Source organism: Polaribacter sp., assembly GCF_024639685.1.
Taxonomy (GTDB): Bacteria; Bacteroidota; Bacteroidia; order Flavobacteriales; family Flavobacteriaceae; genus Polaribacter.
Genome location: NZ_JAHEHX010000019.1, coordinates 21,064 through 45,870, shown reverse-complemented (window position 1 = coordinate 45,870; position 24,807 = coordinate 21,064). Strand labels below are relative to the sequence as shown.

Below are 24,807 nucleotides of genomic sequence, written 5' to 3'. Positions count from 1 at the left end.
TTTACTTTGTTAGAAAAACTTCTATTTGCTTAACATTATTATTTCTGTTAAATAATTCATTACTTATTTCCTCATTTAAAGCCAATTCGTTTAAAACCTTTTCATCACCTGAATTATAGGTAACTATTACTTTTTGTTCTTGAGCAACAGTATAAATTATTGGGACTTGACAATATGTAAAACATAATTGATTCTGGTTTACAGTAATTGATTCTTTAGTATCTGAAACTGATATATAATCAAAAGTTTTTGCGCTGGTTAAAAATTCTGATTCTTTTAATAATCTTGGTTTAAAAACTATTTTACCACCTGTTACAAAAACACCTAATTCTCCAAATCTGCTTAACAAATCTTCTTTTACTTGACCTGTCATTCCTGGTTGTTGAGCTCCTTTGTTTGCTGGTGTATGAGAATAAGCATCAGTTGGAAATGCGCCATATAGATCTGGAGATTTATGCACACCAATTCCTGCATTAATTTCATAATAATGATCTAATAATCTACCAATAACTTTTTCATCTTCATTAGAGTTAATAGCCAATAAACAATTTTCTTGAACTGCTAATAACAACTTAGAAACCATATGCCAATAAATAGAACCTAAACCTTCATAACCGAAGAAGGTACCTGATCTACCTGTAAAGCTTTTATGGTCAAAAATTTCTTCAAAAACATCTAAAATGTATGTTTTATCCTTTTCAATTAGGGTTTGATAAGTTTCTGGTAAATCTTTAAAAGCTGCTTTTAAACTATCTGCATTATTGAAATTACCATTAAAATGATAATTACCTAAGGCATCTTGCTCTATAATTTCTTTATTATTATCTTTCACTAAAATTTGTAACAATTCAGAATTAGAAACTTTATCATTTGGTATATTATTCTTTTTGGTAAACCTTGATAAATCTTTATTAGGATAAAGTATGTAACTGTATTGATCTTCTCTGAATAAAGCTGAATCTTTTAAACCATCTAGCAGTTCTAAAGCTTGTTTAGGTGTTAAATAACCTGAACTTAACACAGATACTTGACCTTCTAACATTTCTGACAAATAAGAAATAGAAACCTCTTTATCATTCTCTAATGTCATTAAATTATAGGCATGATACATATTATCGCTTCTTTTATTTGCTCTAATACTGTGCTCTAAATACCTATTTGTGATTTGTAAGAAATGTTCTAAATCATCTTTAGAAAGCGTTGATTTTGTAGTAGAAAAACCTTCTTTATACACTTTAGTTCTGTAATCACTTGCAGGATTTCCTAAGCCATCTAAGACTCTTTTTCTATCCACATCAGAAACACTAGATTTTAAGATGCTTTCATTGTTATTTAAAGTCTGAACAACTTGATTAAATAAAATAGCAACTTCCTCTGAAACTTGAACCCCATTTATATCTGCATTATTTAAAACACCTTCAAAGAAATGGATGAATCTTCTTAGGTAATACAAAGTTACCATAGACACTCCATTACCAACTAATGCATTATTGGCATCATTCCATTCTGGCCTCTGAGTATTTAACCAAATACCACCTTCTGGAATAAAATTAGATACTTTCGCTAAAATTGTAACTAGTAATTTTTCTATTAAGTTTACTTTATAAGGTTGTGCATTTTTATCTCTAATTAAAGAACCATCTGCACCAATCTCTGCTCTTCTCTCTTCTATTTTTTCATTCAATCTATGATCAAAATCAATAGTATCTTTAGGGTTCTTAAGAATATCGCTATATAGTTTTATTATGTAAGGAACGTTTGCATACACAAAAATGTCATCGTTAAAAAGTGATGCCAATTTTGATGGATAATGTTTTTCTATAAACTCTAAAAACTTTAATAAATAAATGATTTGATGATCTCCCCAATAACCAATGTAAGACCAAGGATCATTCTCTTCAATCACTTCCCAATCAAAACCATCTTTTGTAACTCTATATGGATTGTAACCTTCAAAAGTAGTTGCATTTAGAAATTTATGAATCATACTCTCAATAAATTGAGGATATGAATGCGCTAAAGTTTCCCAATTTTGAAAAATATCCCTCCAATTTCCTTCATAATCTAAAATTTTAGAACCATCAATTTCACTTTTTGTATTTATAGAAAACTTGTTCCATGGTCTACTAGGGTCTCCATGTCTTCTACTAAATTTTAATGGTAAATATTCTAAACACAGTCTTTTAAAGTCTTTATTAGAATCTTTATCTGCCAATTCTTTAATATGATGTAAAGAAAAAGTTTCTGACAAACTAGCCAATAAATCAACTTTTAGTTCTCTTAATGGTTTATTTGCTTTTGTTAAATAGGTAACAAAGTCATCTTTTTCTATGGTATAATTATCATCAAAAATACCACCTCTCATAATATTGAAAAGCGTGTTTGAGAAGTGTCTTGTATTTACAAGAGCATCATTAGACAATTGCAAACCATCAGAAGCTGCAGCAAGTTTAATAAGGTTATCTGTACCTGTATTAATACTTTCTTGTAAAATATCTGATACATTTTTATCGCTATTTATTAGTTCAGATATTTTTACTACATCTGAAACAGTTTGATTCACATTCGCTACTAATAACCAAGATTTCTCTGAATTTGCTGCAACTGTGATTGTATCATTTAAAAAATAAGCCCCTTTTTCTGCTTTAATATCAATTTCTTCTTTTAATTCTATTCCTTTTCTAAAATTATTTAATTGAAGTGAACATAGCAAATGTTTAGGGTTTTCTAACCCTGAAGACCAAATTAGATTTGCTTTTAAAGCTTCACTCGGCTCTGCTTTATCTACAATAATAGCACTTAAACTAAAAATACCTAAACCTGTATCTGCTTCTAGTTCACACTTTTTATAAGCATCTACTAAATTACTTCTTATACCTTGTATATCTGAACCTACTCCATAAGGGATAACATCCTGTACACCATCTAATAAAGAAACTTCTAATTTATCTGAAGAATGATTTACAAATGTAGCCTCTCTTACAAAGCCAAATTCATCACTAGAATTCCATTGATATTTAAAAGAAACCTCTAAATCTTCATTTATTTCTTCAAAGATTACTTTATTACCATAAATGTTTTTATAAATATTTCTTTTGATATTATAAAGACCTGCCTGCCTTTCAGAGAAAGGCTCCCATAAGTTTTTCTTACCATTTTTAATGATATGAAAAATACTTTTACAACCTGTAGTTTCTGCTAAATCTGTAATTTTATCATCTGTATAGTAAGGAAAAAGCGCATACTCAGCATTTTTCCTTCCAGCTGTTAAACCACCATTACTTGAAATAAACATCCAATGGTTTGAATCTGAAACAATGGTCATAAAAAAAGGACGCATTGTATGACTATTGGATATTTTGTAATAAGATTCGTCTGCTAAGGTTACTAACTTGCCTTTAACTTGATGATTAAAATCTGTATTCATATAAAATTATATATATTGTGTTGGTTTGTAGTTATTTATTTTCTAAAAGCATTTTATTTTTTAAGCCTCGCTTTAAAGCCTTATTTTGATTTATTTTATAAATCTTTTTTTCTATATAATTTGTTGTAATTCCTTTTTGATAAGGATTTATTTGATGCAATTTTTGTAAAACATAATAAGCTGCTCTTGGGTATAATTGATACAAACCTTCAGTATCTGAAAAGCCTTTTGCTGCAATTCCAAACCATTCCTCATTCATGTTTTGGCTATTGTTTTTAGTATCTATATCATAGCCATTATTTGTCCAATTAGCTTCCTCATCATGGATATCTAAATTTATAGTTTGCCCTAATTTCCACCAGCCATCACTGAATTGAAAAGTAAAACCTCCTATAGAATTTGCTGTTTTTTCTAAACCATAAGCATTGGTATAAATTTCTTTCCAGTTTTCTGTTAAATAAAAAGATTGCATCTCCTGATCCTCTTCTTTATTCAAGGCATTAAAAGCATCTACACCAAATTCTGTAAACAAAATTGGCTTGTTTAATTTGTCTTTCACTTTTTGAAAAGCATCTCCAAAAGATTTACCTCTATACATATTTGTACCATAGATATCTAAATCCTTACACTCTTCTGCAATGATGTCTATAAATAAAACATCTCCATTACACATGGCTATAGGGTGATTAGCATCTATTTTTTTCATTAACAATGCAGCCTCATTAAAGAGTTGGTACATAGGCCTCCCTCTTTTTTCACCCATTGCTTTTTTCATTTCTGCATCATCAGGAAAATCTTCTGTTTCTGAACCTGCCCAGAATAAACCATAGTTATTCTCGTTTCCTAAAAGGTATAGTAAAAGCCCTTCTGTATTCTTATATTCTTTTGTTAAACTAGAAACCTCATCTAGTAATAGTTTTTTAGTTGCTTCGTCTCTATAATCAGTAACTGGCTTGTAGATATCATTTATGGTAACTCCATATCTACCAAAAGAATGATTTAACATAGTATAAATACCATAATTTTTGTAGATATAAGTAATCCATTTTGGCTGAATACCTGTATACACACGAATTGAATTAACCCCCATATCTTTTAATAAAGTCATCTCTCTGTCTAATGCTTTTTTAATGAATTCATCAGATTGACTCCATAAGCTATATGAATAATTGGTACCAATTGGAATGTAATCCCAATTCATACCATTTATCATAAAAGGTGAATTATTAACTAAAAGTTGGACTCCATTTTCGTCAGTTACTAGAGAAACTTTGGTTTGATTTTGTGCATAATATGTTTGCACAAAAAGAACACCAAGAAAAAATAAAAAGAATTTAGCTGAAGGCTTCATGAAAAAGAATAGTTAGTATTAACTAGAATTTGAAAAAAGAAACCAGCAAAAAATTCTTTTACTGGTTTCTAACTTTTTCTTAATTCTAAATATTATTCTAAAGTAATAATAAACCACCAGTCAAACTCTGCATTACCATCAGTAGTTCTTAGTACTAATTCATTTGGTGTTCCTCTATCAAAAATTTCGTAGTTATGACTACCTCCAGTATAATAACCAATAAATCCGTTTCCAGAAACACTAATTGTTTCTATACCTCCTGGAGCTGTTAAAGCATAAGTTTCTGTATAATCTAAAAATGCATAGTTTTCTATATCTGCACCATTTGGAGTACCAGAGACATTAGGTCCTAAATCATTAACCATGTATGGGTCTCTACCAAAAATGGTCCCATTAGTTATATGAGTAAAAGTACCATCTGAAGAAAAAGTAATTCTGTCATCATACATACCTGTTCCTACTTTTTCGTCTGGTCCTGCTCCATACCATTCTGCAACGGTACTTCCAGCTACTGGACCTAACCCAAAGTGCTTATTTTTAGCAGCATGAACTTTCCAAGTTCTAGTAGTTACAGCGTTAGGGTCTACAGGATTAAAACCAAATAATTTTGTTTTTAATTCTACGGGTGGCGAATAAGTAGATAAAACTTCTACATCTATGGATTTAGAAGTAGCAATACCTGCTGTACCTGTTGCAACAACAGTAACTGTATAAGTGTTTAAACCTAATTCACTAAAACTAATAGAAGTTTCACCAGAAAGAGCAACAACTTCTACACCATTGTAAGCATACTTGTAAGAAACTGCATTATCTGCTGATGCAGAAAAATTTACTACTCCACTTCCATCTCCATTTGGATTATCAGCATCTGATCCTACAATTTCTGCAGTAATCTGAATATTAGTTGGTGCAATTACTTCACCAAAAGAATATTCATCTTCTTGACATCCTACGAAAATTGCAATCATAGAAAGTAAAAATGTTTTTAAGAATATATTTTTTATGTTTTTCATAATTAAATTATTTAATTAATTCTTTAATTGTAATTCATCATAATAGTAAACAGAATCATCTCCTGAATTTCCAAAATCGAAGAAAACTACGACTCTTATATAATCTCCTGCTGGAGCAGCACTAAAGTCATATATTAATTCTTCCCAAGAATTTGCAACAGAAGTACTTAAATCTACTTCATGAGTAACAGAGGCATCTTCATTTTCTAATTTTAATTTTACAACAGCTCCTGATTTTGGAGACCAAGTTTTTACACTAATCTTACTATAGTTATTGAAATCTAAAGCTGAACCTACTTCAAAGAAAGTCCCTGCCCAAACTTCTGAACCAGCAGTTTTTGTTAATTGAGCAACGTTTGCAGTTGTATTAATTCCAGATTGATCAGGGTTTGTTATAACCTCTGTGGCTGCAATGTTACCAAATACTGTAAATGTTGGTGCAGTACCCTCAAAATCTTGAAAGGTTAAACCTACAGAAACACCTGAATCATCAACTAAATTAATTTCATCATAATAATACACTGAATCATCTCCAGCATTTCCAAAATCGAAGAAAACTACAACTCTTACATAATCTGCAGCTGGTGCAGCACTAAAATCATATAGTATTTCTTCCCAAGAATTAGAAACGGTTGTGTTCATATCTACTTCGTGAGTAATAGAAGCATCTACGTTTTCTAATTTTAATTTTACTTGGGCTCCTGTTTTTGGAGACCATGTTTTTACACTTATTTTACTGTAGTTGTTAAAATCTAAAGGTGTACTAGTCTCAAAAAATGTACCTGCCCAAACCTCTGAACCAGCAGTTTTTGTAAGTTTAGCTACATTTTCTGAAGTGTTAATACCAGAAGTATCTGGATTTGCAATAACTTCAGTTGCAGCAATATTACCAAATACTGTAAATGTTGGTGCAGTTCCTTCAAAATCTTGAACAGTAGAAGTAACTATACTTGATGGTGCTTTGTAAAAGTAGAAATTATCTACATATACGTTACCAGCAATTCCATCAGAATCAATTAAGATTTGTGTTATTTTTTCTTTGTTAGCAAGATTTCCTCCATCAAAACCAGTCATGTCAATATCAATACTTTGCCATGAACCACCAACTGTAGTTCCTAAAGATTCGATATCTTCTCCACCATCAACAGTATTTACAATTTTTACAAATAATTCATTTGTAGTTCCTTCTGGAACCCAATAATCAATATGCATCATTTCCATTCCAGAAAGATCAATTCCTGTATCATAATTTGTAACGATACCTAAAAAGTCTAAGGCAGTAAGTTTCCATACATTATCTGAATCAACTGAAGTTGCTTCGAAATTCCCTGTAGACCAAGTAGTTGGTAATTCGCTTAAAGTTACATCTGTATAAATATCACTAAAAATAGAAACTACATCTGTATCATTTCTTGCAGGAGCAACTGGTGCTGCTTCTGTAGGAGCCAAAATCTCTGTCACTTCAAAATCTACAGCAAAATCTGTAGTTGCAATTGCACCACCTTTTGCTGTTACTATTACAGAGTATGTTCCTGGATTCGCATATACGTAAGAAATTGTTTCTCCAATGTTCCCAGAAACTACTGGTTGAGAAACTCCTGTTTCACCAGAATTGAATTCAAACATCGCTGCAAAATCTGCAGTTGTTGTAATATTAACTTGTTTTGAGATCGCTACATCATTCTCTAAAACCACTACTAAATTCTGTGGTGCTTGAAATGATACAACTAATTGTTGAACAGTTTCTACAACATCACCGGCTAAATTTGAAGCTGCAACAATAACTTGATAAGTACCTTCTGCATAAATATGCTCTACACTTTCACCTTGATTTAACGTTGCTGTGTCTGAATTATCTCCAAAAGAAATTTCAAAACTTATAGCTCCTTGGGCTGTTGGTGTAATCGTAACAGAACCAGAATTATCTTGTGTTATAGCATAACTTGCAGTAACCTCTGAAGGAGGTGCCATATTATCTGTAAAAGACGTCTCTCTTAAATCTTCTTCACAAGCAACAACTACCAATAGTAAAAAGAAGTATTTATATATATATTTTATTTTTTTCATTATTGTGTTTTTTAATAATTAGGATTTTGTGACCAACGATTTCCTGCTAATTGAATTTCAATTGCTGGTATTGGAAAAACTTCATTTTTACCAGCTACAAATCCATTTATTGATTGGGCAGCTTTACCTGTTCTTACCAAATCAAAAAATCTATGACCTTCACCTACTAATTCAGTTCTTCTTTCCTCTAAAATATTGTTATACAAATTGTCTCCTGTTGCTACAATATTTCTAGTACTGTTTCCAAAAGCTCTTTCTCTTACTCTATTTAAGTAAGTTTGCGCTTTAGTATCGTTTGGAGTTGAACTTCTATTAAAAGCTTCTGCTGCCATTAACAATACATCTGCAAAACGAATTGCTCTATAATTATTTGGGTTTGTTAAGTTTCTATCCCCTTGTGCATTAGCACCTCTAGTTCTAGGTATATATTTTCTATTAAAGTACCCTGTATGTTCGTAACCTTCACCGAAAGTTGCTCCTGTAGACGCTGCCCAAGCATTGATATCTAAAATTGCAACATCTCTTCTAAGATCTCCTGCCTCAAATGCATCATAAGCTTCTTGAACTGGAACATTAAAGCTGAAACCTGACGTAAATTCTGGCCCACTATAATTTCTAATTCCGCTAAAACCTACAGCAATATTACCTTCAGAACATTGAAAACAAGCGAAACTTGCTCCTTGATTTTCAAAATATTGAACCTCAAAAACAGACTCTATGTTGTTTTCACCTAATTCTTCGAAAATTGAATTATAATCTGCAACTAAATCATGAGGACCATTTAAAATTAAATCATCTAAAATAGCAGCTGCTTCGTCATATTTTTGTTGATATAAGTAAATCTTTCCTAGTAAAGCTTGCGCAGCTCCTTTTGTAACTCTACCTGCAGTTCCTTGAACATATGGTAAATTATTAGCCGCAAAAGTTAAATCTGCTTCTAACTGCAAATAAATTTCAGCTTTTGGTGTTCTATCTATTGTAAATTGCTCACCAAATTCGATTCTTTTATCTACAGATAATGGAACATCTCCAAACCATTTTACCAACTCAAAGTAATAATAAGCTCTTAAAAAAGTAGCTTCTGCAATTACTTCTTCTTTACCGGCAAAATCTGTTTTATCTTTAAATTCTAAAATGTAATTTGCTCTGTTTACTCCTGCAAACATCCAACTCCATATATCTCTTAGTTGCACGTTTTGTGGAGTATGAATCATATCATCTATTTCTTGTATACCTAAAACATCTGTAGCACTCTCTCCTCCTGCTAAGGTATTGTCTGAAGCAATTTCTCCTAACATTACATTTAAGTAACTAGATTGCAACATATCATATGCACCAATTAATGCATTTTGATAATCTTCTTCTGAATTAAAGAAGTCTTCTGAATTATCTCCTGTAGGTTGTACATCTACAAAATCATCACTACAGGATATTGTTACTACTAGAAATAAAATTGCGACTAAATATTTTTTTATGTGTATTTTTTTCATCTTATATCTAATTAAAAGTTAACATTCATTCCGAATAAAAATGTTTTTGGACTTGGGTAAAAACCCTGATCTATACCACCACCAATTGGAGCGCCATTCGATGTTGTTGGGTCATAACCTTTGTATTTAGAAAGAGTAAATAAGTTACTTGCAGACACGTAAAATCTTAGTTTATTAAACTGTAATTTTTCTAAAGTTGCTTCTCCAACACTATATCCTAACTGTACACTCTGTAATCTTAAAAACGAACCATCTTCTACAAAGAAATCTGAAAATAAATTATTACCTGTAGCACCTGTTGTTACTCTTGGTACAGTATTACTTGTACCTGGACCTGTCCATCTGTCTAAGAAATAAGTAGCTCTGTTTGTTAACGGTAGTGTTCTTTCGTAATTCCTTACAATTTCATTACCAATAGAAGCAAAAGCGTAGGCATTAAAATCAAAATTTTTGTAATTAAATGATAAGTTTAAACCCATTGTTACATCTGCAATTGGATCACCAATGTAAGTTCTATCATCTGCATCTACAGTTCCATCTCCATTGGTATCAACAAATCTTAAATCTCCAGGTGCTGCATTAGTTTGAGCCGCGTGTAAATCAACATCAGCTTGAGTTTGAAATAAACCATCTGTTTGATATCCATAGAAATAACCAATCGGAAAACCTGCCTCCATTCTTGATGGTGGATCTTGACCTACCCCAAATGAACCTCCTTCTATAATTCCTGTAGAATTACCTACAAAAGTTACGTTGTTGTCTAAAGTCGTAAAATTATAATTTACATTAAAGTCAAAATCTTCTGAAATTGATTCTCTATAACCAATTGCAAATTCAAAACCTGAGTTTACAACAGTACCAGCATTAACTACAGGTACTGAAGAACCTGGAGCAGCAACACCAATAATACCTGATGTTTGAGCAGAAACTAATAGGTCTTCTGTTGTTTTCTTAAAGTAATCCATAGTAATGTTGACTTTATCAAATAGTTCTAAATCTACACCTATATCTAAAGGCTTTTGCTCTTCCCATTTAATTTCTGGGTTTGCAACAGGACCTAATGCAATTCCTTGTGCCAATTTATTATCAAATACATATTCTGCTTCTCCATTTAATACTGATACAAATCTAAAACCAGGAATTCTATCATTCCCAATGATACCATAACTTGCTCTAAACTTTAAAAAACTAACAATATTTGAATCTTGTAAGAAGTCTTCTTCTGAAGCTACCCAACCCACAGATGCAGTTGGGAAAAATCCAAATTTGTTTTTAGGTCCAAAATTTGTAGAACCATCTCGTCTTAATACAGCAGAGAATAAATATTTGCTATCATAAGCATACTGCAATCTTGTAAAGTATGAAAGTAATCTACTATCAAATACTAAATTATCTCCATTATTATTATTTCTAAAAATCTCTAAACCATCACCATTTAAAACTGGAGTACCTATCTGCACACCATTTAAATCTTCTCCAGAAGCATTGCTAGATAAAATGGTTTGAAATCTTCCTATCGTTTTAAAAACAGAAGTTCCTAACATTGCTTTTACGCTATGAACATTATTATACACTCTTTCATAATTGATAAATGCATCAAAAGTATAATCAAAAAAGTTTTGACTAAAATCTGTAAATGTTCCTAGGTCTACATTAAATACGTTGTTATTTCCAAAATTAGCTACCTTTCCATAAGTATTTGATGTAGAGACAGCATAATTTGCTTGAAATCTAGTTTCTGCAGAAAAATAATTAAGAAAATCATACTTTAAACCATAACTACCAGATATCTTATTTACCCAACTTCTATTGTGTGAATTATCTATTTGCGCTAAAGGGTTTGCAACCTCAATACCTGTTCCTATTGCAGGAGGCAAAGAGAAATTTCCTTCATCATCATAAACAGATGTTGTAGATGGCATATTTAATGCATTAAATAAAATAGAACCTAATGCGTTTTCTATTAAATTCTTCTTATTTGTGTTTGTATATATAGTAGAAGAATTAAATTTTAAATTTTTAGAAATTTCAGTATCAAAATTAAAACGAATATTTCTTCTATTAAAGTTTGCTTTGTTACCACCTACGATACCGTCTTGACTAGTAACTGATAAACCTAAAGAATATGTTGACTTCTCAGTACCTTTATTTAAAGTATAATCTATACTGTAAATTGGTGCTGTCCCAAAAACTGAGCTTTGCCAATTTGTACCTTGTCCTAAACCACTAGCGTTAGGAAATGGTAACGCATCTCCGTTTGCCGCAAATGCTTCATTAGCTAATAACGCATATTCAGTAGCATTTAAAAGTGGTATTTCTCTAGTTGTATTTTGAAAACCTGTAGAAACATTTAAAATAGATTGAAAGCCTGTATTTTTTCTACCAGATTTTGTAGTAACCAAAATGACTCCGTTTGCAGCACGAACACCATAAATACCTGCTGAGGCATCTTTTAATATGTTAATTGACTCTATATCTGATGGATTTACAACACTTAAATCTTCAATAACCCTTCCATCTAATAAGATTAAAGGTCTACTATCTCCATTTGTAGAAACTCCACGGATTCTAATATTCGAAGCTGCTCCAGGTGATCCAGATGATTGTGTAATATTAACACCAGCAACTTGACCTTGTAGCGCTTGCTCAATTCTAGTTGGATTTAAATCTTCTATTGTTGCACTTGAAACAACAGAAACTGCACCTGTTACTTCCTTTTTACTTTGAGTACCATACCCAATAACTACAATTTCATCTAAAGATTCTGTGGCCTGCGTTAACAAAACATTTATTGTTTTTTGATTAACGACAATTTCCTTTAATTTATAACCTAAGTAATTATAAACTAAAACTGAACCGCTTTTTACGTTAGAAAGACGATACACCCCATCAAAATCTGTTTGGGTACCTGTAGAGGTCCCTTTGATACTTATACTTACTCCTGGCAAAACATCGCCATTTAAAGCGTCTTTAACAACACCTGATACATCCATTGTTTGAGATTGTATCAAAAACGGTGATAAAAGAAGGAGTAATAATATTATTTTTTTACTCATAAAATAAAATTTAGTTATTTTTAATTATGTTTTTTGTAAAATTAGGGTTAATTATTTATTTTTGTCGTAAAATAAACCTCAACAAAAAACATACATCACACAAAACCTTTACTATAGTTAAGAAAATATATTTTAAAAGATAAAATTTTAACACTGTGAAAATAATTAAATTTTAAAATGTTGTGGTAATGTTGTAACCAAATTAACTAATATATAGGTATTATATTTCTAAAATATAGTTTGTTAAGTTAGCATCATGAGGTAAATTAATTTTTTTACGTAATCTATAACGCTTTACCTCTACACTTCTTGGAGATATATTTAAAAGTGGTGCAATCTCTTTAGATGATAGGTTTAATCTAAGATAAGCACAGAGTCTTAAATCATTTGGAGTTAACTCTGGGTGTTTTGCTTTTATCTTTTTAAGGAATTTTTTATCAGCATTGTTAAAAGCCTCTTGAAACATTTTCCAATCATCTGTATTGTTTAAATTTTTATCTATAAATTTAATAACCTTAGAAATACCCACACTTCCATTTGAAGTTAATTCTTGTTTTATAGTGTTCAAAAATTCATTCTTTTTAATAATACTCATTGTAGAAGTAGCCAACTCTCTATTTTTGCTTTCTATATTACTTCTTAACTTATCGTTATTTAATTTAATAATTTTTTGGGAAGACTCAAGCTCTTTTAACTCTAACTCTATTCTTGATTTTTTTATAAGCTCCTCTCTTTGCTTTTTATAATATCTTTTAGAGAACAGATGTAAAATATATAGTAAAATTAAAAAAAGAACAATGTAAATAAAAATTAAAAAATTTGAAAAATACCAAGGCTTTAAAATCTCAAAAGAATAACTGGCTATATTCTCACTAAACTTTGTATCAATAACACCTCTAACCATAAAAGTATAATCACCCGCAGCTAAATTCTTAAATAAAAAATTATTGCTTAGAGATAAAGAACTCCATTTTGTATTTAATCCTTCTAATTTATACTGATATTTTACTGAGGAACTTTTACTAAAATTAGGAACACTATAGTAAAAATGAAAACTATTTTGATTATTATTAGAAATATTACTATTGTTTATATCTACATATTGCTGTGAAGCATCAATTTCACTATTTAAAACCTTGTCTATATTAATATAAAAGTCAGAAGGTTTTTTAACTAGGCTTAGATCAATTAATAAATACCCTTTTGTTGTTCCTATCAAGTAAATATCATCTTCAAGGTTTAGTAAATTTTCATAACCAGAAGCACCTTTAAAAAGAGACCCTTCAACTGAAATAACTTTTAGATCTGGCTGATTACTAAATTTTCCAGGTGTTAAATATCTAATATCATCTTTTGTAAAACACCATAATTTACTATTATCCTTTTCATTTATCAATTTTGCAGATAAGAACTTTTCTTTTGGAATTAATTGACTGTAAATTGAATCTCTTAAAAATAGATCTTGCTTTTGGTCATATTTATAAACACCTCTTTTAGAGGAATATAAAACGTCATTATTATACTTTATTAAACTAGAATGAATTCCTTTTTCTATAGATTTGTCTTTAACTATTTTAGTGATATTTTCTAGATCACTATCGACATCTAATTTAAAAATACCTTTATATTCATGATTCACAAAGATTTTGTCATTATTAATAATCTCAAAGTACCTACTTGAATTTGCAAACCCTTCAATTTTATTTTTTAGGCGCCAAACACCATTTTTTGATTTAACTACATATAAACCTTCGTAGTTACCTAATATCAGTGTGGTTTTATTTAGTTGTTTTAATTGCCAAGAACCAAAAGTGCCTTCTATCATTGACGCTCTATTATCAGAAATTGTAAACGTTCCGGAATCATGATTACAAAACAAGGTATCATTAAACACTTGTAAACTCCATACCTGGCCTTGAGTATTCTCAACAATTGAAAAAGAGTCTTTGGAGTTCTTTTTTTTGTAATACAATCCTTGATTTGTTCCTATATACAAATACTCCTTATAAATAATAGAAGCATAAATAGTACCCCAAAAATTGTCATTTTTCAAAAATTGTTTAAATGGAGATTCTAAATTGATTGTATTGATTCCATTATCTAAACCTAACCAAATATTATTTTCTAAGTCTTCAAAAATGGAAAGTACTGTATTATTACTTAACCCAACATCTTGTGTAATATGATAAACTAAATCTCCTGTTTGATTGATATTTAAAATTCCACTTGAAATTGTACCCAAAATTAAATTACCATTCTTTAGTTCTTTAGCACTATAAATTGTTTTTGTTGATAATAGTTTGGCCGAACTTGGAATCCATCTTTGTAGAAGATTATTTTTCAAAAAATAAAAACCTTCTTTTTGAGTAACAAAAAAAAGCTTACCATTCTTACTTAAAATCTCTACCAACCTACTTTCTTTAAGTATATCGTGGTCTGAAACTAATTTTGGTTGACCGTTTTCAATAACAAAGACTCCTTTTCCTAATTCTTGAAAATAAATTCTATTTTCTACTCTTGAAATTTTTAAAATATTATCTGAAGCGTTTATGATTTTGAAATCTTTACTTTCTATATTGTATAGATAAATTCTTTCAAGTGATTTAAATATTACCCAACCATCTAACTCACAAATCTCCCAGATTTGCTCATCTTCTAACATGGTAATGTTATTTTCCTTTACAATAGATGTATATTTTAATTGACCATAATCATCTTTCTTCCAAAAACCAAAATCCATATAGAAACCAGTATACACCAAATCTTCAATACATTTCACAGAACGCATAATTGTTTCATTTGGAGTAGCATACAATTGCCAAGAAGCACCATTAAATTCTATTAAGCCTTTATTGTTTGCAACGTAAATGTATTTTTTTGAATTTTGTGAAATAGCCCAATTTTGATTCTCAGCTCCATAGTTTTCAGGAGTGTATTTATTTATTGGCGGGATTTCTTGAGCATAGCTATTAGAAAAATTAAAAAACAAGGTAAAGAGTAAAATTTTTAAACTTTTGATCATAATAATTTTGTTTGGTTACGAATTTACTAAAATATTAATAATGTATAGGCTAAAAAAAGAGATGTATAGGAAAAAAAGCAGTAAAATTTTACTTTAATGACTATTTAAAATCTTAGTATCTATTTTATTAATCTTTAAATTATCATAAAATTTCATTTAATTGTTTAAATTTACAGCTGTAAAAAATATTGAATGAATTTGATTAACAATTTAGGCAAAGCAAACTTATTGATGCTATTACTGTGTTTGCTAATAATTATAGTTGCAGAATATCTTTTTTTAACTGGTGATAAATTACATGGAATATTTGTGGGCCTTTGGGCACCAACTTTATTAGGTGTTTTAATTTACATAAAAATTATAAAGAATGAGCGCAGATAATATAGTGCTATATTTTTCACTTTTTGTAGGGATTTGCGTTATTTTGTGGGCGTATTTTATGATTAGAGAATTTAATAGAGTAGGAAAAAATTAAAATATTTTAACACATAAAAAAAGCGACTCTCTATAAAAATATAGAGAGTCGCTTTTTTAGTTAATGTATTTCGTTTTATATCCTATCTAAAAGAAAAATATTATTTTCTGTGATTACATTTAAAGTCCCATTATTTACTTAAAAAAGTTTATTAGAATTCGTATCTCTTATTTCATCTCCATTTTCATACATTTCTGACACATCAATGCTATAATTCTTTTCTGTAAGGTTTAAACCGATTAGCACTTTATCTTCATTTCTTGTTCTTGAAAAAATTAATCCATTACAATTAAGAATAATATTTAATTATAATTAAAAGAGCTACTTTATAGTAGCTCTTTTAATTTTTCTAAAGTGTAATCAATTTCTTTTGTGGTAGTATATTTAGAAAGGGAAAACCGGACTGAAGTAGTTTTTATCTGTTCCTCTAGCAGTAATGCTGTTAAAACATGAGAACCTACACTACTTCCACTCTGGCATGCAGAACCTCCAGAAACTGCAATACCTGCCATATCTAATGTAAAAAGCAACATATCGTTCTGAACTGGAAATCTAACATTTAAAATAGTATACGAACTATTTTCAAAAATATCAGAATCTCCATTAAACGCTATAGAAGAATTAATTTCCAACAATCCTCTTATAAAATATTCTTTTACATTTTCTATATGTATTCTATCTAATCTTAAATTAGTATATGCATTTTCTAACGCTTTATCCATACCTATAATTGCATGTACGTTTTCTGTACTAGATCTAGCTCCTCTTTCTTGATCTCCTCCATGAAACATGGGTAAAATACCAGTACCTTTTTTAAAATAAGCAAAACCTACTCCTTTTGGTCCATGAAACTTGTGTGCACTTGCTACTATAAAATCTACCTCTACTTTCAATAAGTCTAAATTATAATGACCTATAGTTTGTACAGTATCTGAATGAAAATAAGCGTTATAAGAAGTACAAAGAGCACTTACCTTTTTTAACGGTAAAATTGTACCAATTTCATTATTGATATGCATTAAGCTTACCAAAACTTTACCTTTTGTTTCAAGCAATAATGACTCTAAATGATTCAAATCTATAACTCCGTTCTCGTTAACATTTACAAATCGTAAGGTAATATTTTTTGATTGCTTTAAATACTCGCATGTGTGCAATACAGCATGATGTTCTATTTTAGAAGTAATAATAGTTTGTACCCCTAAATTAAGTACTGCATTTTTTAAAATTAAATTGTCTGCTTCTGTACCTCCAGCAGTAAAAACAATTTCACTAGCAGTTACATTAAAGTGTTTTGCAATATTTTTTCTTGCAGTTTCTACCACAGATTTTGCCTTTCTTCCTTGCTGATGAATAGAAGAAGGGTTCCCAGAAACTTCTTGCATACTTTTATACATTGTTTCTAAAACAGTATCATCTATTTTTGTAGTAGCTGCATTATCTAAATAAATGGAATTCATAATGTAAAAATACAATTAATTCGTGTTCTGATAAACATAAACTTCTGTAGCACCAAGCCCATATTTTTTATAAGATGCATCGAAATATTTGACAGGGTATCTATTTAAAAGACTAATTAACTCTCCTTTTAACACCCCTTCTCCTACTCCATGAATAAAAACAAGCTTAGAAATTCGCTTTGAGATTGCATACTCAACTTTTCTTTTTGCTGTTGAGAGTTGAAGATTCAACATATCAAAATTATCTAAACCTCTAGTAGATTTTACAAGTTGATTAATGTGTAAATCAACTTCTAAAATAACCTCGTTTTTAGTTTTGGTGAATAAACTTTTCTTGGGTTTGTTATCGCTAATTTTTTGATTTAATAATGGATTATTAATATCAGAAAATTTAGACAACTCATGCTGATCTTCTTCTATTTTAACTAACTCTCTTTTAGAAAACTTAAAAGGCATACCATCCTCTGTTTCAATGGTAATAGCATCTGCATCAATTGCAATTACAATACCTTTTAAAACGTCATCTAAAACAGCAACTTTGTTTCCAATTTCTAAACGCATTCTTAACTGTACCTTAAATTAAAAATAATATATTTAGTAGTATTTTGCAGTAAAAATAACCAATGATATTGAAGACTTCTAATATTTCTGCAAAAGATTTCTTAATAAGGTAGGAAATAAAGTAATGTCGCTTAAAGGAAATAAAATTGATATGTCAAATCTATCTTCTGCTATTTATATTGTCAAAGCATTCGATAAATTAGAGAATAAAGAAGTTAGTTATAAAGTAGTTAAGAATTAATACCATTCTAACTATTAGAAGATTAAATAGTATTTAAAAGGCACTTATAGAAATATAGGTGTTTTTTTATGCAATACACTTTAAATAAAGTACCACATTTGTAATTACTACATACCTTATTTTGATTTAAAAACCATAGATGGATCAGTAAACCAAGAAGAAAAATATGAGGCAATCAATCAACAAATTGAATGTGAAATGTATTTTTTATTTTCAACAATAAAAAATAGTCTCTCTTAAAAGTAACAGCGATTGTTAATTAACCACCTAGAATTTCTTTTAAGGTTAAAATCTATATGAAAAATCTAAATTAATGTTTTTTTTTTAAAATTAATAATAGCCTCTAAATTTCTAAATTTTTATCATAGGGGATACTTTTTAAAACATGATTAATTACATTTATTCTGGCTTCTGTTTTTCTGTTTGCTCTTATAATTTTCCATGGAGAAGATAACGTATTTGTTTTCTCGAACATTGCGTTCTTATACTCTGTATATTGATCCCAGAGATCTTGAGCTTTCTCATCTAACTTTGTCATTTTCCACTGCTTTAATGGATCGCTTTTTATCTCTGCAAAACGTTTAGCTTGTTCTTTTTTAGAAATTGACATATAAATTTTAACCAAGTGTATACCAGATTCTAAAATCATACGTTCAAAGTCGTTCACCTGATTCATAAATGTTTTATACTCTTCTTGAGTACAAAAATTATTTACAGGCTCTACTACTGCTCTGTTATACCAGCTTCTATCAAAGAAAACCATTTCACCTGCTTTTGGTAATTGCTCTACATAACGCTGAAAGTACCACTGACTTTGTTCGTCTTTAGTAGGTTTTGGCAAAGCTACAATTCTCATAAAACGTGGATTTATTCTTTCTGTAATTCTTCGAATTGCCCCACCTTTACCTGCTGCATCTCTTCCTTGAAATACTACAATAATACGTTCGTTATTTTGAATTGCCCAAGTTTGCATTCTAATAAGCTCTACCTGTAATTTTTTAAGTCTTTTCTGGTAATTCACATACCTTAGTGCTTTTTCTACATTTAATGGTTGCTTTGATAAAAGTGCTAATAAACCTTTGTTTGAATTTAATTTTTTAATGTCTGACTCTGATAATGTATTTTCCATACTTTAATCTATTTTATGGATACTAGATCTGTAGTACCTCATTACTATATTTGGATCTGGGTTTAATAGAGTAGCAGATTCTAACTTTCCTTCATAATCGAACTGAGAGAGTACATGTCTTATAGCCTCGAGTCTAGCTAACTTTTTATCATTAGTTTTTATAATTACCCAAGGACTATAAGAAGTATGGGTCTTAGAAAACATCTCTTCTTTATAATATGTATACTTATCCCAAAGAATTTGTCCTTGTTTATCTACAGGGCTAAATTTCCATCGTTTTAATGGAGTCTCTTTTCTACCCTCAAAACGTTTCCCTTGCTCTTCTTTTGTTATAGATAACCAAAATTTTATAATAATTACTCCATCTTCATACATCATGTGCTCGAACTCTGGAACCTGAACGAGAAATTGCTTATACTGTGTTTTGGAACAAAAACCCATTACAGGTTCTACTACAGCTCTATTATACCAACTTCTATCAAAGAAAACAATCTCTCCTGGATTAGGAAGTTCTTTAATATATCTTTGAAAATACCATTGCCCTTTTTCTATTTCAGTGGGCTTATTTAAAGCTACTAATCGAGAGGATCTCGGATTAAGATGCTCCATAAACCTTCGAATGTTACCTCCTTTACCAGCTGCATCTCTTCCTTCAAAAATAACTACAACTCTCTTGTTATGAAGTGTAATATGGTTTTGTAGTTTTACTAATTCTATTTGAAGCATTCGTAATTCTTCGTTATAAGAAAGTATTTCTTTTACTTTATCAAAAGAAATATTCTTATCTTCTAAAGTAGCCAATAAATCTTTAGTACTAGAAATGCTGTTAAAATCCTCTTCAGTCAATCTACTCATAAATCTCTTATTAAATTTAAGAACCCTAAAAATAAAACCTTTTTTTAATAATACTGTTAAATATTTATCATTTTTAAGTTGTAAAAATTATATTTGTTTAGCATGAAAAAGTCAATATTTATTGTTTTCTTAATTTTATCTTTTACAACCCCATCTCAACAAATATTTTCTAAAGAACTAAGTATTATCTCAGATAATGATTTGTATGTTTCCTTTAAAAAAGATCGATATTACACTAACGGTATCTTTTTAAATTACAGCTACTTAAGTAAATCAACAGATATTAAATTAGTTAAAAAAATTATAGGATGGCAATTAAGCCACGAAATGTTCAGTCCATACAAACCTATAGCTCCTTTAAAAAAAGAACACGATAGACCTTTTGCTGGTCATTTATTTGGTGGGTTTTCAGTTAAAAACGTATTTAAAGATCATAAAATTAGTGAATTTTTACTAGAGATCGGTGTAATTGGACCAGCTGCACATGGACAAGAAATACAAGAATTTATCCATAGAACCTTTAACTTTAAACAATCAGAAGGTTGGGAATATCAAATTCAAAACACATTAAGCCTCTCTTTAAATGCGTCGTTTATTAAACAATTATTTATGAATAAAACTCATTTTTTTGACTTAAATTGGGGAAATAACGTGCAATTAGGAACAACTTATACTGCCGTTAATTCTGGTGTAAATATTAGATTAGGGCTGCTTCCACTTCAAAATATAATGAATTCCGTAGCCTACAAAACTCAGTTAAATGCAAGTCACACAAATTACTACAATGAACCTGAATCCTTTATTTATATAAGACCTCTTCTAAGCTATTCGCTATATAATGCTACTATCCAAGGTGGTTTTTTTAATAATAAAAGTAAAATCACAAGTGAAATTATACCTCTAACCTTTAATCTAGAAATAGAAATGAAGTTAACTTTAAAAAAAAATAATTGGGGGTATTCTTTTAATTACAATACTAGTAAGTCTAAAAAATTAAGATATGTTAATGGAAATAAATTTGGAAAAATAACATTTAATTATTCTTGGAATTAGTCCTTAAAAAATTCATCTTTAAAACCAATTAAATATAATTTTTCTCGCGTTCTTGTTACTGCAGTATATAACCATCTAAAATACTCTTTAGAAACCCCTTTTGGCAAATAAGGCTGCTCTATAAAAACCGTATTCCACTGTCCTCCCTGAGATTTATGACAAGTCATTGCATATGAGAATTTTACTTGCAATGCATTAAAATATTGATTCTTTTTAATGGCTAAAAACTGTTTGAATTTCGATTTTTCTTCAGCATAATCTTCACGAACTACTTGATATAACTTATTAGACTCTTCATAAGTTAAAGATGAACTTTCACTTGTAATAGTATCCAATAATAAAACCGTTTCAAATGGAGCCATATGAGGGTAATCAATCATTCTTGCTTCTACTTCTGCAAATTTAAAACCATACAAATCTTTAATAGCAAAGATTTTTAAAACTTGGCAAATATCTCCGTTTGCAATAAAACCAGCATCAGAAGATTCTTTTAACCAAAAATAATTATTTTTAACAACCATAATAAAATCTCCTGCAGAAATTTCATTTTCTTGGCCTCTAATATTTAAACGAATTTGCTGGTTGTATTGATTTGCTCTTTTATTAGATCTAACAATAAAGGCTGTATCCTCTACCCCTTCATTTTCATAAGCTAAAACCAGAGCATCTTCTATATCATAACCATCTTCTAATCTTATGATATCTGGAAAACCTAAATCGAATTTAAAATCTTTACCATCATTCTGAATTAAAAATCGTAATTCAGTTGCATTCGCTAAAATACCAGAATTTTCGTGCTGACGCATAACCTCATCCAATTCTATTTCTACTACCTCTTTGTGATAATCTGTACGTAAAGTATCTGAATCTAAAGCCGGGCTTAATGTTAGTTTAACAGGAGGTAACTGTGCTGTATCTCCAATAAAAATGAGTTTACACTCATGTCCACGATCTACAAAAGAGATTAAGTCATTTAACAAAGAACCATTTTCAAAAAGTTTTTGATTTTGTCTCGAATCAGGAATCATAGAAGATTCATCTACTATAAAAATTGTATTCCTATGCTTATTTTGTTGTAACACAAAATCCACTCCTCCATTAGCTTGTTTTTTGGGAAAATATATTTTTTTGTGAATTGTATATGCTGGCTTTTTTGAATAGACCGAAATTACTTTAGCCGCTCTTCCTGTAGGAGCTAATAACACTGATTTTTTATTAGCAGACCATAATGTATTAACAAAAGTACTTATCGTTGTCGTCTTTCCAGTTCCAGCATATCCTTTTAATAAAAAAAGAACATTCTTATCTCCATTAAAAATAAAATCACTTAACAGGTTTAAAAGCTTACGTTGCTTAATTGTTGGGTTGTGAGGAAATTTATTTTGTAATTCTTTATAAAAATCTAGTGGTTGTTTTATCATGGAAATCTTAAAATATCAAAGATACATTTCTTTATAAAGAAAAATTTTTATCATTGAAAAAAAATTGTAGATTTGCGACTATACTATTAAAAAAACTAATTTATAATGAATTTAATACTAATGATTTTAGGAGCTGTGATAGTAGCGGTTCTAGTAGCTTATGTAATCGTTAAATTTTTACCCTTAAAATTAAGATGGTTACCTTCTATTTTACTTTTAGTTTTAGCAGGTTTCCTAGGGTGGAAAATTTATGGTGGAATTATGGAGCCAATTCAATTTAACGAAGAAAAAGTTGTAAAGTACATTGGTGTAGTAAATAGCTTGAAAATTATTAGAGATGCCGAAGTTAAATATTATGAGGTGAATGGAAAATACACCAATGACAAAGATGGTTTAATACAATTTATAGATACAGCACAACTTGTGTTAACAGAAACAAAAACAGTAGTAGAAAAAGTAAATAAAGGTGGTGGTGTAATTGTAGATGAAGAAAAAAGAGTAACTGATACTATAGGATATGAACCTGTGATTAAATACTTTAAAAACAAAGATTATAAATCGATGTTTAAAGTTCCTGGGGTAGCAAATACAGAATTTGAGTTAGAAATAGGTGAAGTTGAAAAAGTACCAGGCTTAATGCAACCAACATTCAGAGCAAGAACGCCAAAGAGGGGTATTTTAGAAGGTATGAACGAATCTCTAGTAAAGCAAGAATTAGAAGCTATAGAAACAGACCAAATAAAAGGTGAATATGTTTCTGTAGGTTCATTAGAAGAAGTAACTACTGGAGGTAATTGGCCACCATCATATGACAGAAAAGTTGCAAAGAAAGATTAATAATTCTTCATTAGACATATCAAATAATATTACATTATCCATCCAATTTAGTTTGGATGGATTTTCTTTTTGTATAACAAAGAATGATACAAATGAAATACAGTATTATTTTACTCGTAGTTTTACAAAAACACTAAAAAGTCCTGAAAAATTACTTGAAAAAATTAAAATCATTTTTGAAGAAGAAAAAGAACTGCAAAAAGATTTTAAAAAAATAAGGGTAATACACGAAAATCATCTTTCAGCACTAGTTCCCGAAGCGTATTTTGATAAAAATTTGTTAGTAGATTATTTAGACATTTCAATAAAAACACTAAAAACAGATTTTATAGCTTTTGATACTCTTCAAAAAATACCTGCAAAAAACGTTTATGTTCCTTATGTAAATATCAACAATTATTTATTTCAGAGCTTTGGTGAATTTGAATACAAACACCATCATTCTGTTTTATTGGAAAAAATCTTACAAAAGAAAATTAACAATAAAGCAATGTATGTTAACGTAGCAAAAACTCATCTGGATATTATTGTAACAAATAATTCTGAATTGTTGCTTATAAATTCATTTGCATTCGATACGAAAGAAGATTTCATTTATTACATTCTTTTTGTTGCAGAACAATTAGATCTAGATACAGAAAAATTTCTACTTACATTTAGTGGATTAATCTCTAAATATGATGATATTTATATGATTACCTATAAATACGTTAGAAATATAAACTTTGTAAAAATCAAAGAACCAATAGACTCTAATTTTAATGAACCATATCAAAAAAATTACATCTTACTAGGAGAATGAGAATAATATCTGGAAAATTAAAAGGAAGGCGTTTAAAAGCACCTAAAAACTTACCTGTTCGTCCTACTACAGACATGGCTAAAGAAGGCTTGTTTAATGTACTTAACAACACCTATTACTTTGATAGTATAGATGTAATTGATTTATTTTCTGGAACTGGTAATATTAGTTACGAATTTGCTTCTAGAGGTACTAAAAATATTTATGCTGTAGATGCAAACCATAATTGTATTAGGTATATTTATAATACTTCAAAAGAATTAAGTTTAGATATAAACAACTACAAAAGTGATGTCTATAAGTTTTTAGAGAAGACAACGCTACAAGCAGATATTATTTTCGCAGATCCACCTTATGATTTCACTACTGAAAAATTCATAGAAATAATAGAATTGGTATTTAAAAACAATATTTTAAAAGAGGAAGGCGTATTAATTGTAGAGCACTCTAAACATACAGATATTTCAGATCATAAGAATCACACTTATGATAAAAGATATGGAGGAAATGTATTTAGCTTTTTCGAAAATCTATCTACTGAATAGGT

At 29.5% G+C, this 24,807-nt stretch carries 17 protein-coding genes; 5 read left to right on the top strand and 12 right to left on the bottom strand.

Going from position 1 to position 24,807, the window contains the following annotated elements; genetic code table 11:
- Position 1: 1 nt before the first annotated feature.
- From Q0L44_RS06100 to Q0L44_RS06070, 7 genes are all read right to left on the bottom strand, one after another.
- Positions 2 to 3,427 (bottom strand): hypothetical protein, encoded by a 3,426-nt coding sequence (locus tag Q0L44_RS06100; RefSeq protein ID WP_296636664.1) that lies wholly within the window; start codon positions 3,425 to 3,427, stop codon positions 2 to 4.
- Between the two features lie 31 nt (positions 3,428 to 3,458).
- Positions 3,459 to 4,778, bottom strand: a complete 1,320-nt coding sequence (locus tag Q0L44_RS06095) for a glycoside hydrolase family 2 TIM barrel-domain containing protein (protein WP_296636663.1) — start codon at positions 4,776 to 4,778, stop codon at positions 3,459 to 3,461.
- A 92-nt stretch (positions 4,779 to 4,870) separates the two neighbouring features.
- Positions 4,871 to 5,791 (bottom strand): glucan endo-1,3-beta-D-glucosidase, encoded by a 921-nt coding sequence (locus Q0L44_RS06090; protein WP_296636660.1) that lies wholly within the window; start codon positions 5,789 to 5,791, stop codon positions 4,871 to 4,873.
- 15 nt (positions 5,792 to 5,806) lie between these two features.
- Entirely contained in the window at positions 5,807 to 7,858 is a 2,052-nt protein-coding gene (locus Q0L44_RS06085; RefSeq protein ID WP_296636656.1) for a PKD domain protein, read from the bottom strand.
- Between the two features lie 11 nt (positions 7,859 to 7,869).
- Positions 7,870 to 9,348, bottom strand: coding sequence for a RagB/SusD family nutrient uptake outer membrane protein (locus Q0L44_RS06080; protein WP_296636654.1), 1,479 nt, complete (start codon positions 9,346 to 9,348; stop codon positions 7,870 to 7,872).
- An 11-nt stretch (positions 9,349 to 9,359) separates the two neighbouring features.
- On the bottom strand, positions 9,360 to 12,404 hold the full coding sequence (locus Q0L44_RS06075) for a TonB-dependent receptor (protein ID WP_296636652.1): 3,045 nt from the start codon (positions 12,402 to 12,404) through the stop codon (positions 9,360 to 9,362).
- A gap of 220 nt (positions 12,405 to 12,624) precedes the next feature.
- Positions 12,625 to 15,426 carry a triple tyrosine motif-containing protein gene (locus Q0L44_RS06070; protein WP_296636650.1) on the bottom strand — a complete coding sequence of 934 codons (2,802 nt, stop codon included), beginning with the start codon at positions 15,424 to 15,426 and terminating at the stop codon, positions 12,625 to 12,627.
- A 192-nt stretch (positions 15,427 to 15,618) separates the two neighbouring features.
- Here Q0L44_RS06070 and Q0L44_RS06065 point away from each other — a divergent pair, with 192 nt between their 5' ends.
- Positions 15,619 to 15,807 (top strand): hypothetical protein, encoded by a 189-nt coding sequence (locus Q0L44_RS06065; protein WP_296636647.1) that lies wholly within the window; start codon positions 15,619 to 15,621, stop codon positions 15,805 to 15,807.
- Between the two features lie 420 nt (positions 15,808 to 16,227).
- On the opposite strand, the gene Q0L44_RS06060 is transcribed toward Q0L44_RS06065, so the two are convergent.
- From Q0L44_RS06060 to ppk2 (Q0L44_RS06045), 4 genes are all read right to left on the bottom strand, one after another.
- Positions 16,228 to 17,361 carry a cysteine desulfurase family protein gene (locus tag Q0L44_RS06060; protein WP_296636645.1) on the bottom strand — a complete coding sequence of 378 codons (1,134 nt, stop codon included), beginning with the start codon at positions 17,359 to 17,361 and terminating at the stop codon, positions 16,228 to 16,230.
- 15 nt (positions 17,362 to 17,376) lie between these two features.
- A complete protein-coding gene (locus Q0L44_RS06055; protein ID WP_296636642.1) occupies positions 17,377 to 17,922 on the bottom strand; it encodes a DNA mismatch repair protein MutS in 546 nt (181 codons plus the stop codon).
- Positions 17,923 to 18,506: 584 nt separating this feature from the next.
- Positions 18,507 to 19,292: a polyphosphate kinase 2 gene (ppk2, locus tag Q0L44_RS06050; protein WP_296636640.1), complete on the bottom strand. Its 786-nt coding sequence runs from the start codon at positions 19,290 to 19,292 to the stop codon at positions 18,507 to 18,509.
- A gap of 3 nt (positions 19,293 to 19,295) precedes the next feature.
- On the bottom strand, positions 19,296 to 20,147 hold the full coding sequence (ppk2, locus tag Q0L44_RS06045) for a polyphosphate kinase 2 (protein WP_296636638.1): 852 nt from the start codon (positions 20,145 to 20,147) through the stop codon (positions 19,296 to 19,298).
- A 102-nt stretch (positions 20,148 to 20,249) separates the two neighbouring features.
- On the opposite strand from ppk2 (Q0L44_RS06045), the gene Q0L44_RS06040 reads away from it, so the two are divergent.
- Positions 20,250 to 21,200, top strand: a complete 951-nt coding sequence (locus Q0L44_RS06040; RefSeq protein ID WP_296636635.1) for a lipid A deacylase LpxR family protein — start codon at positions 20,250 to 20,252, stop codon at positions 21,198 to 21,200.
- Here the strand turns inward: Q0L44_RS06040 and Q0L44_RS06035 are convergent.
- Positions 21,197 to 22,621: an AAA family ATPase gene (locus tag Q0L44_RS06035; protein ID WP_296636634.1), complete on the bottom strand. Its 1,425-nt coding sequence runs from the start codon at positions 22,619 to 22,621 to the stop codon at positions 21,197 to 21,199. The genes Q0L44_RS06040 and Q0L44_RS06035 overlap by 4 nt on opposite strands.
- A gap of 105 nt (positions 22,622 to 22,726) precedes the next feature.
- Here Q0L44_RS06035 and Q0L44_RS06030 point away from each other — a divergent pair, with 105 nt between their 5' ends.
- Genes Q0L44_RS06030 through Q0L44_RS06020 form a run of 3 tightly spaced genes read left to right on the top strand, consistent with a single transcriptional unit; the run spans position 22,727 to position 24,805 of the window.
- Positions 22,727 to 23,458, top strand: coding sequence for a hypothetical protein (locus Q0L44_RS06030; RefSeq protein WP_296636632.1), 732 nt, complete (start codon positions 22,727 to 22,729; stop codon positions 23,456 to 23,458).
- Positions 23,430 to 24,260: a DUF3822 family protein gene (locus Q0L44_RS06025; protein WP_296636630.1), complete on the top strand. Its 831-nt coding sequence runs from the start codon at positions 23,430 to 23,432 to the stop codon at positions 24,258 to 24,260. Before Q0L44_RS06030 ends, Q0L44_RS06025 begins: the two co-directional genes overlap by 29 nt.
- Complete coding sequence (locus tag Q0L44_RS06020) at positions 24,257 to 24,805, top strand: RsmD family RNA methyltransferase (protein WP_296636628.1); 549 nt, start codon at positions 24,257 to 24,259, stop codon at positions 24,803 to 24,805. The genes Q0L44_RS06025 and Q0L44_RS06020 overlap by 4 nt, the downstream gene beginning before the upstream one ends.
- Positions 24,806 to 24,807 lie beyond the last annotated feature (2 nt).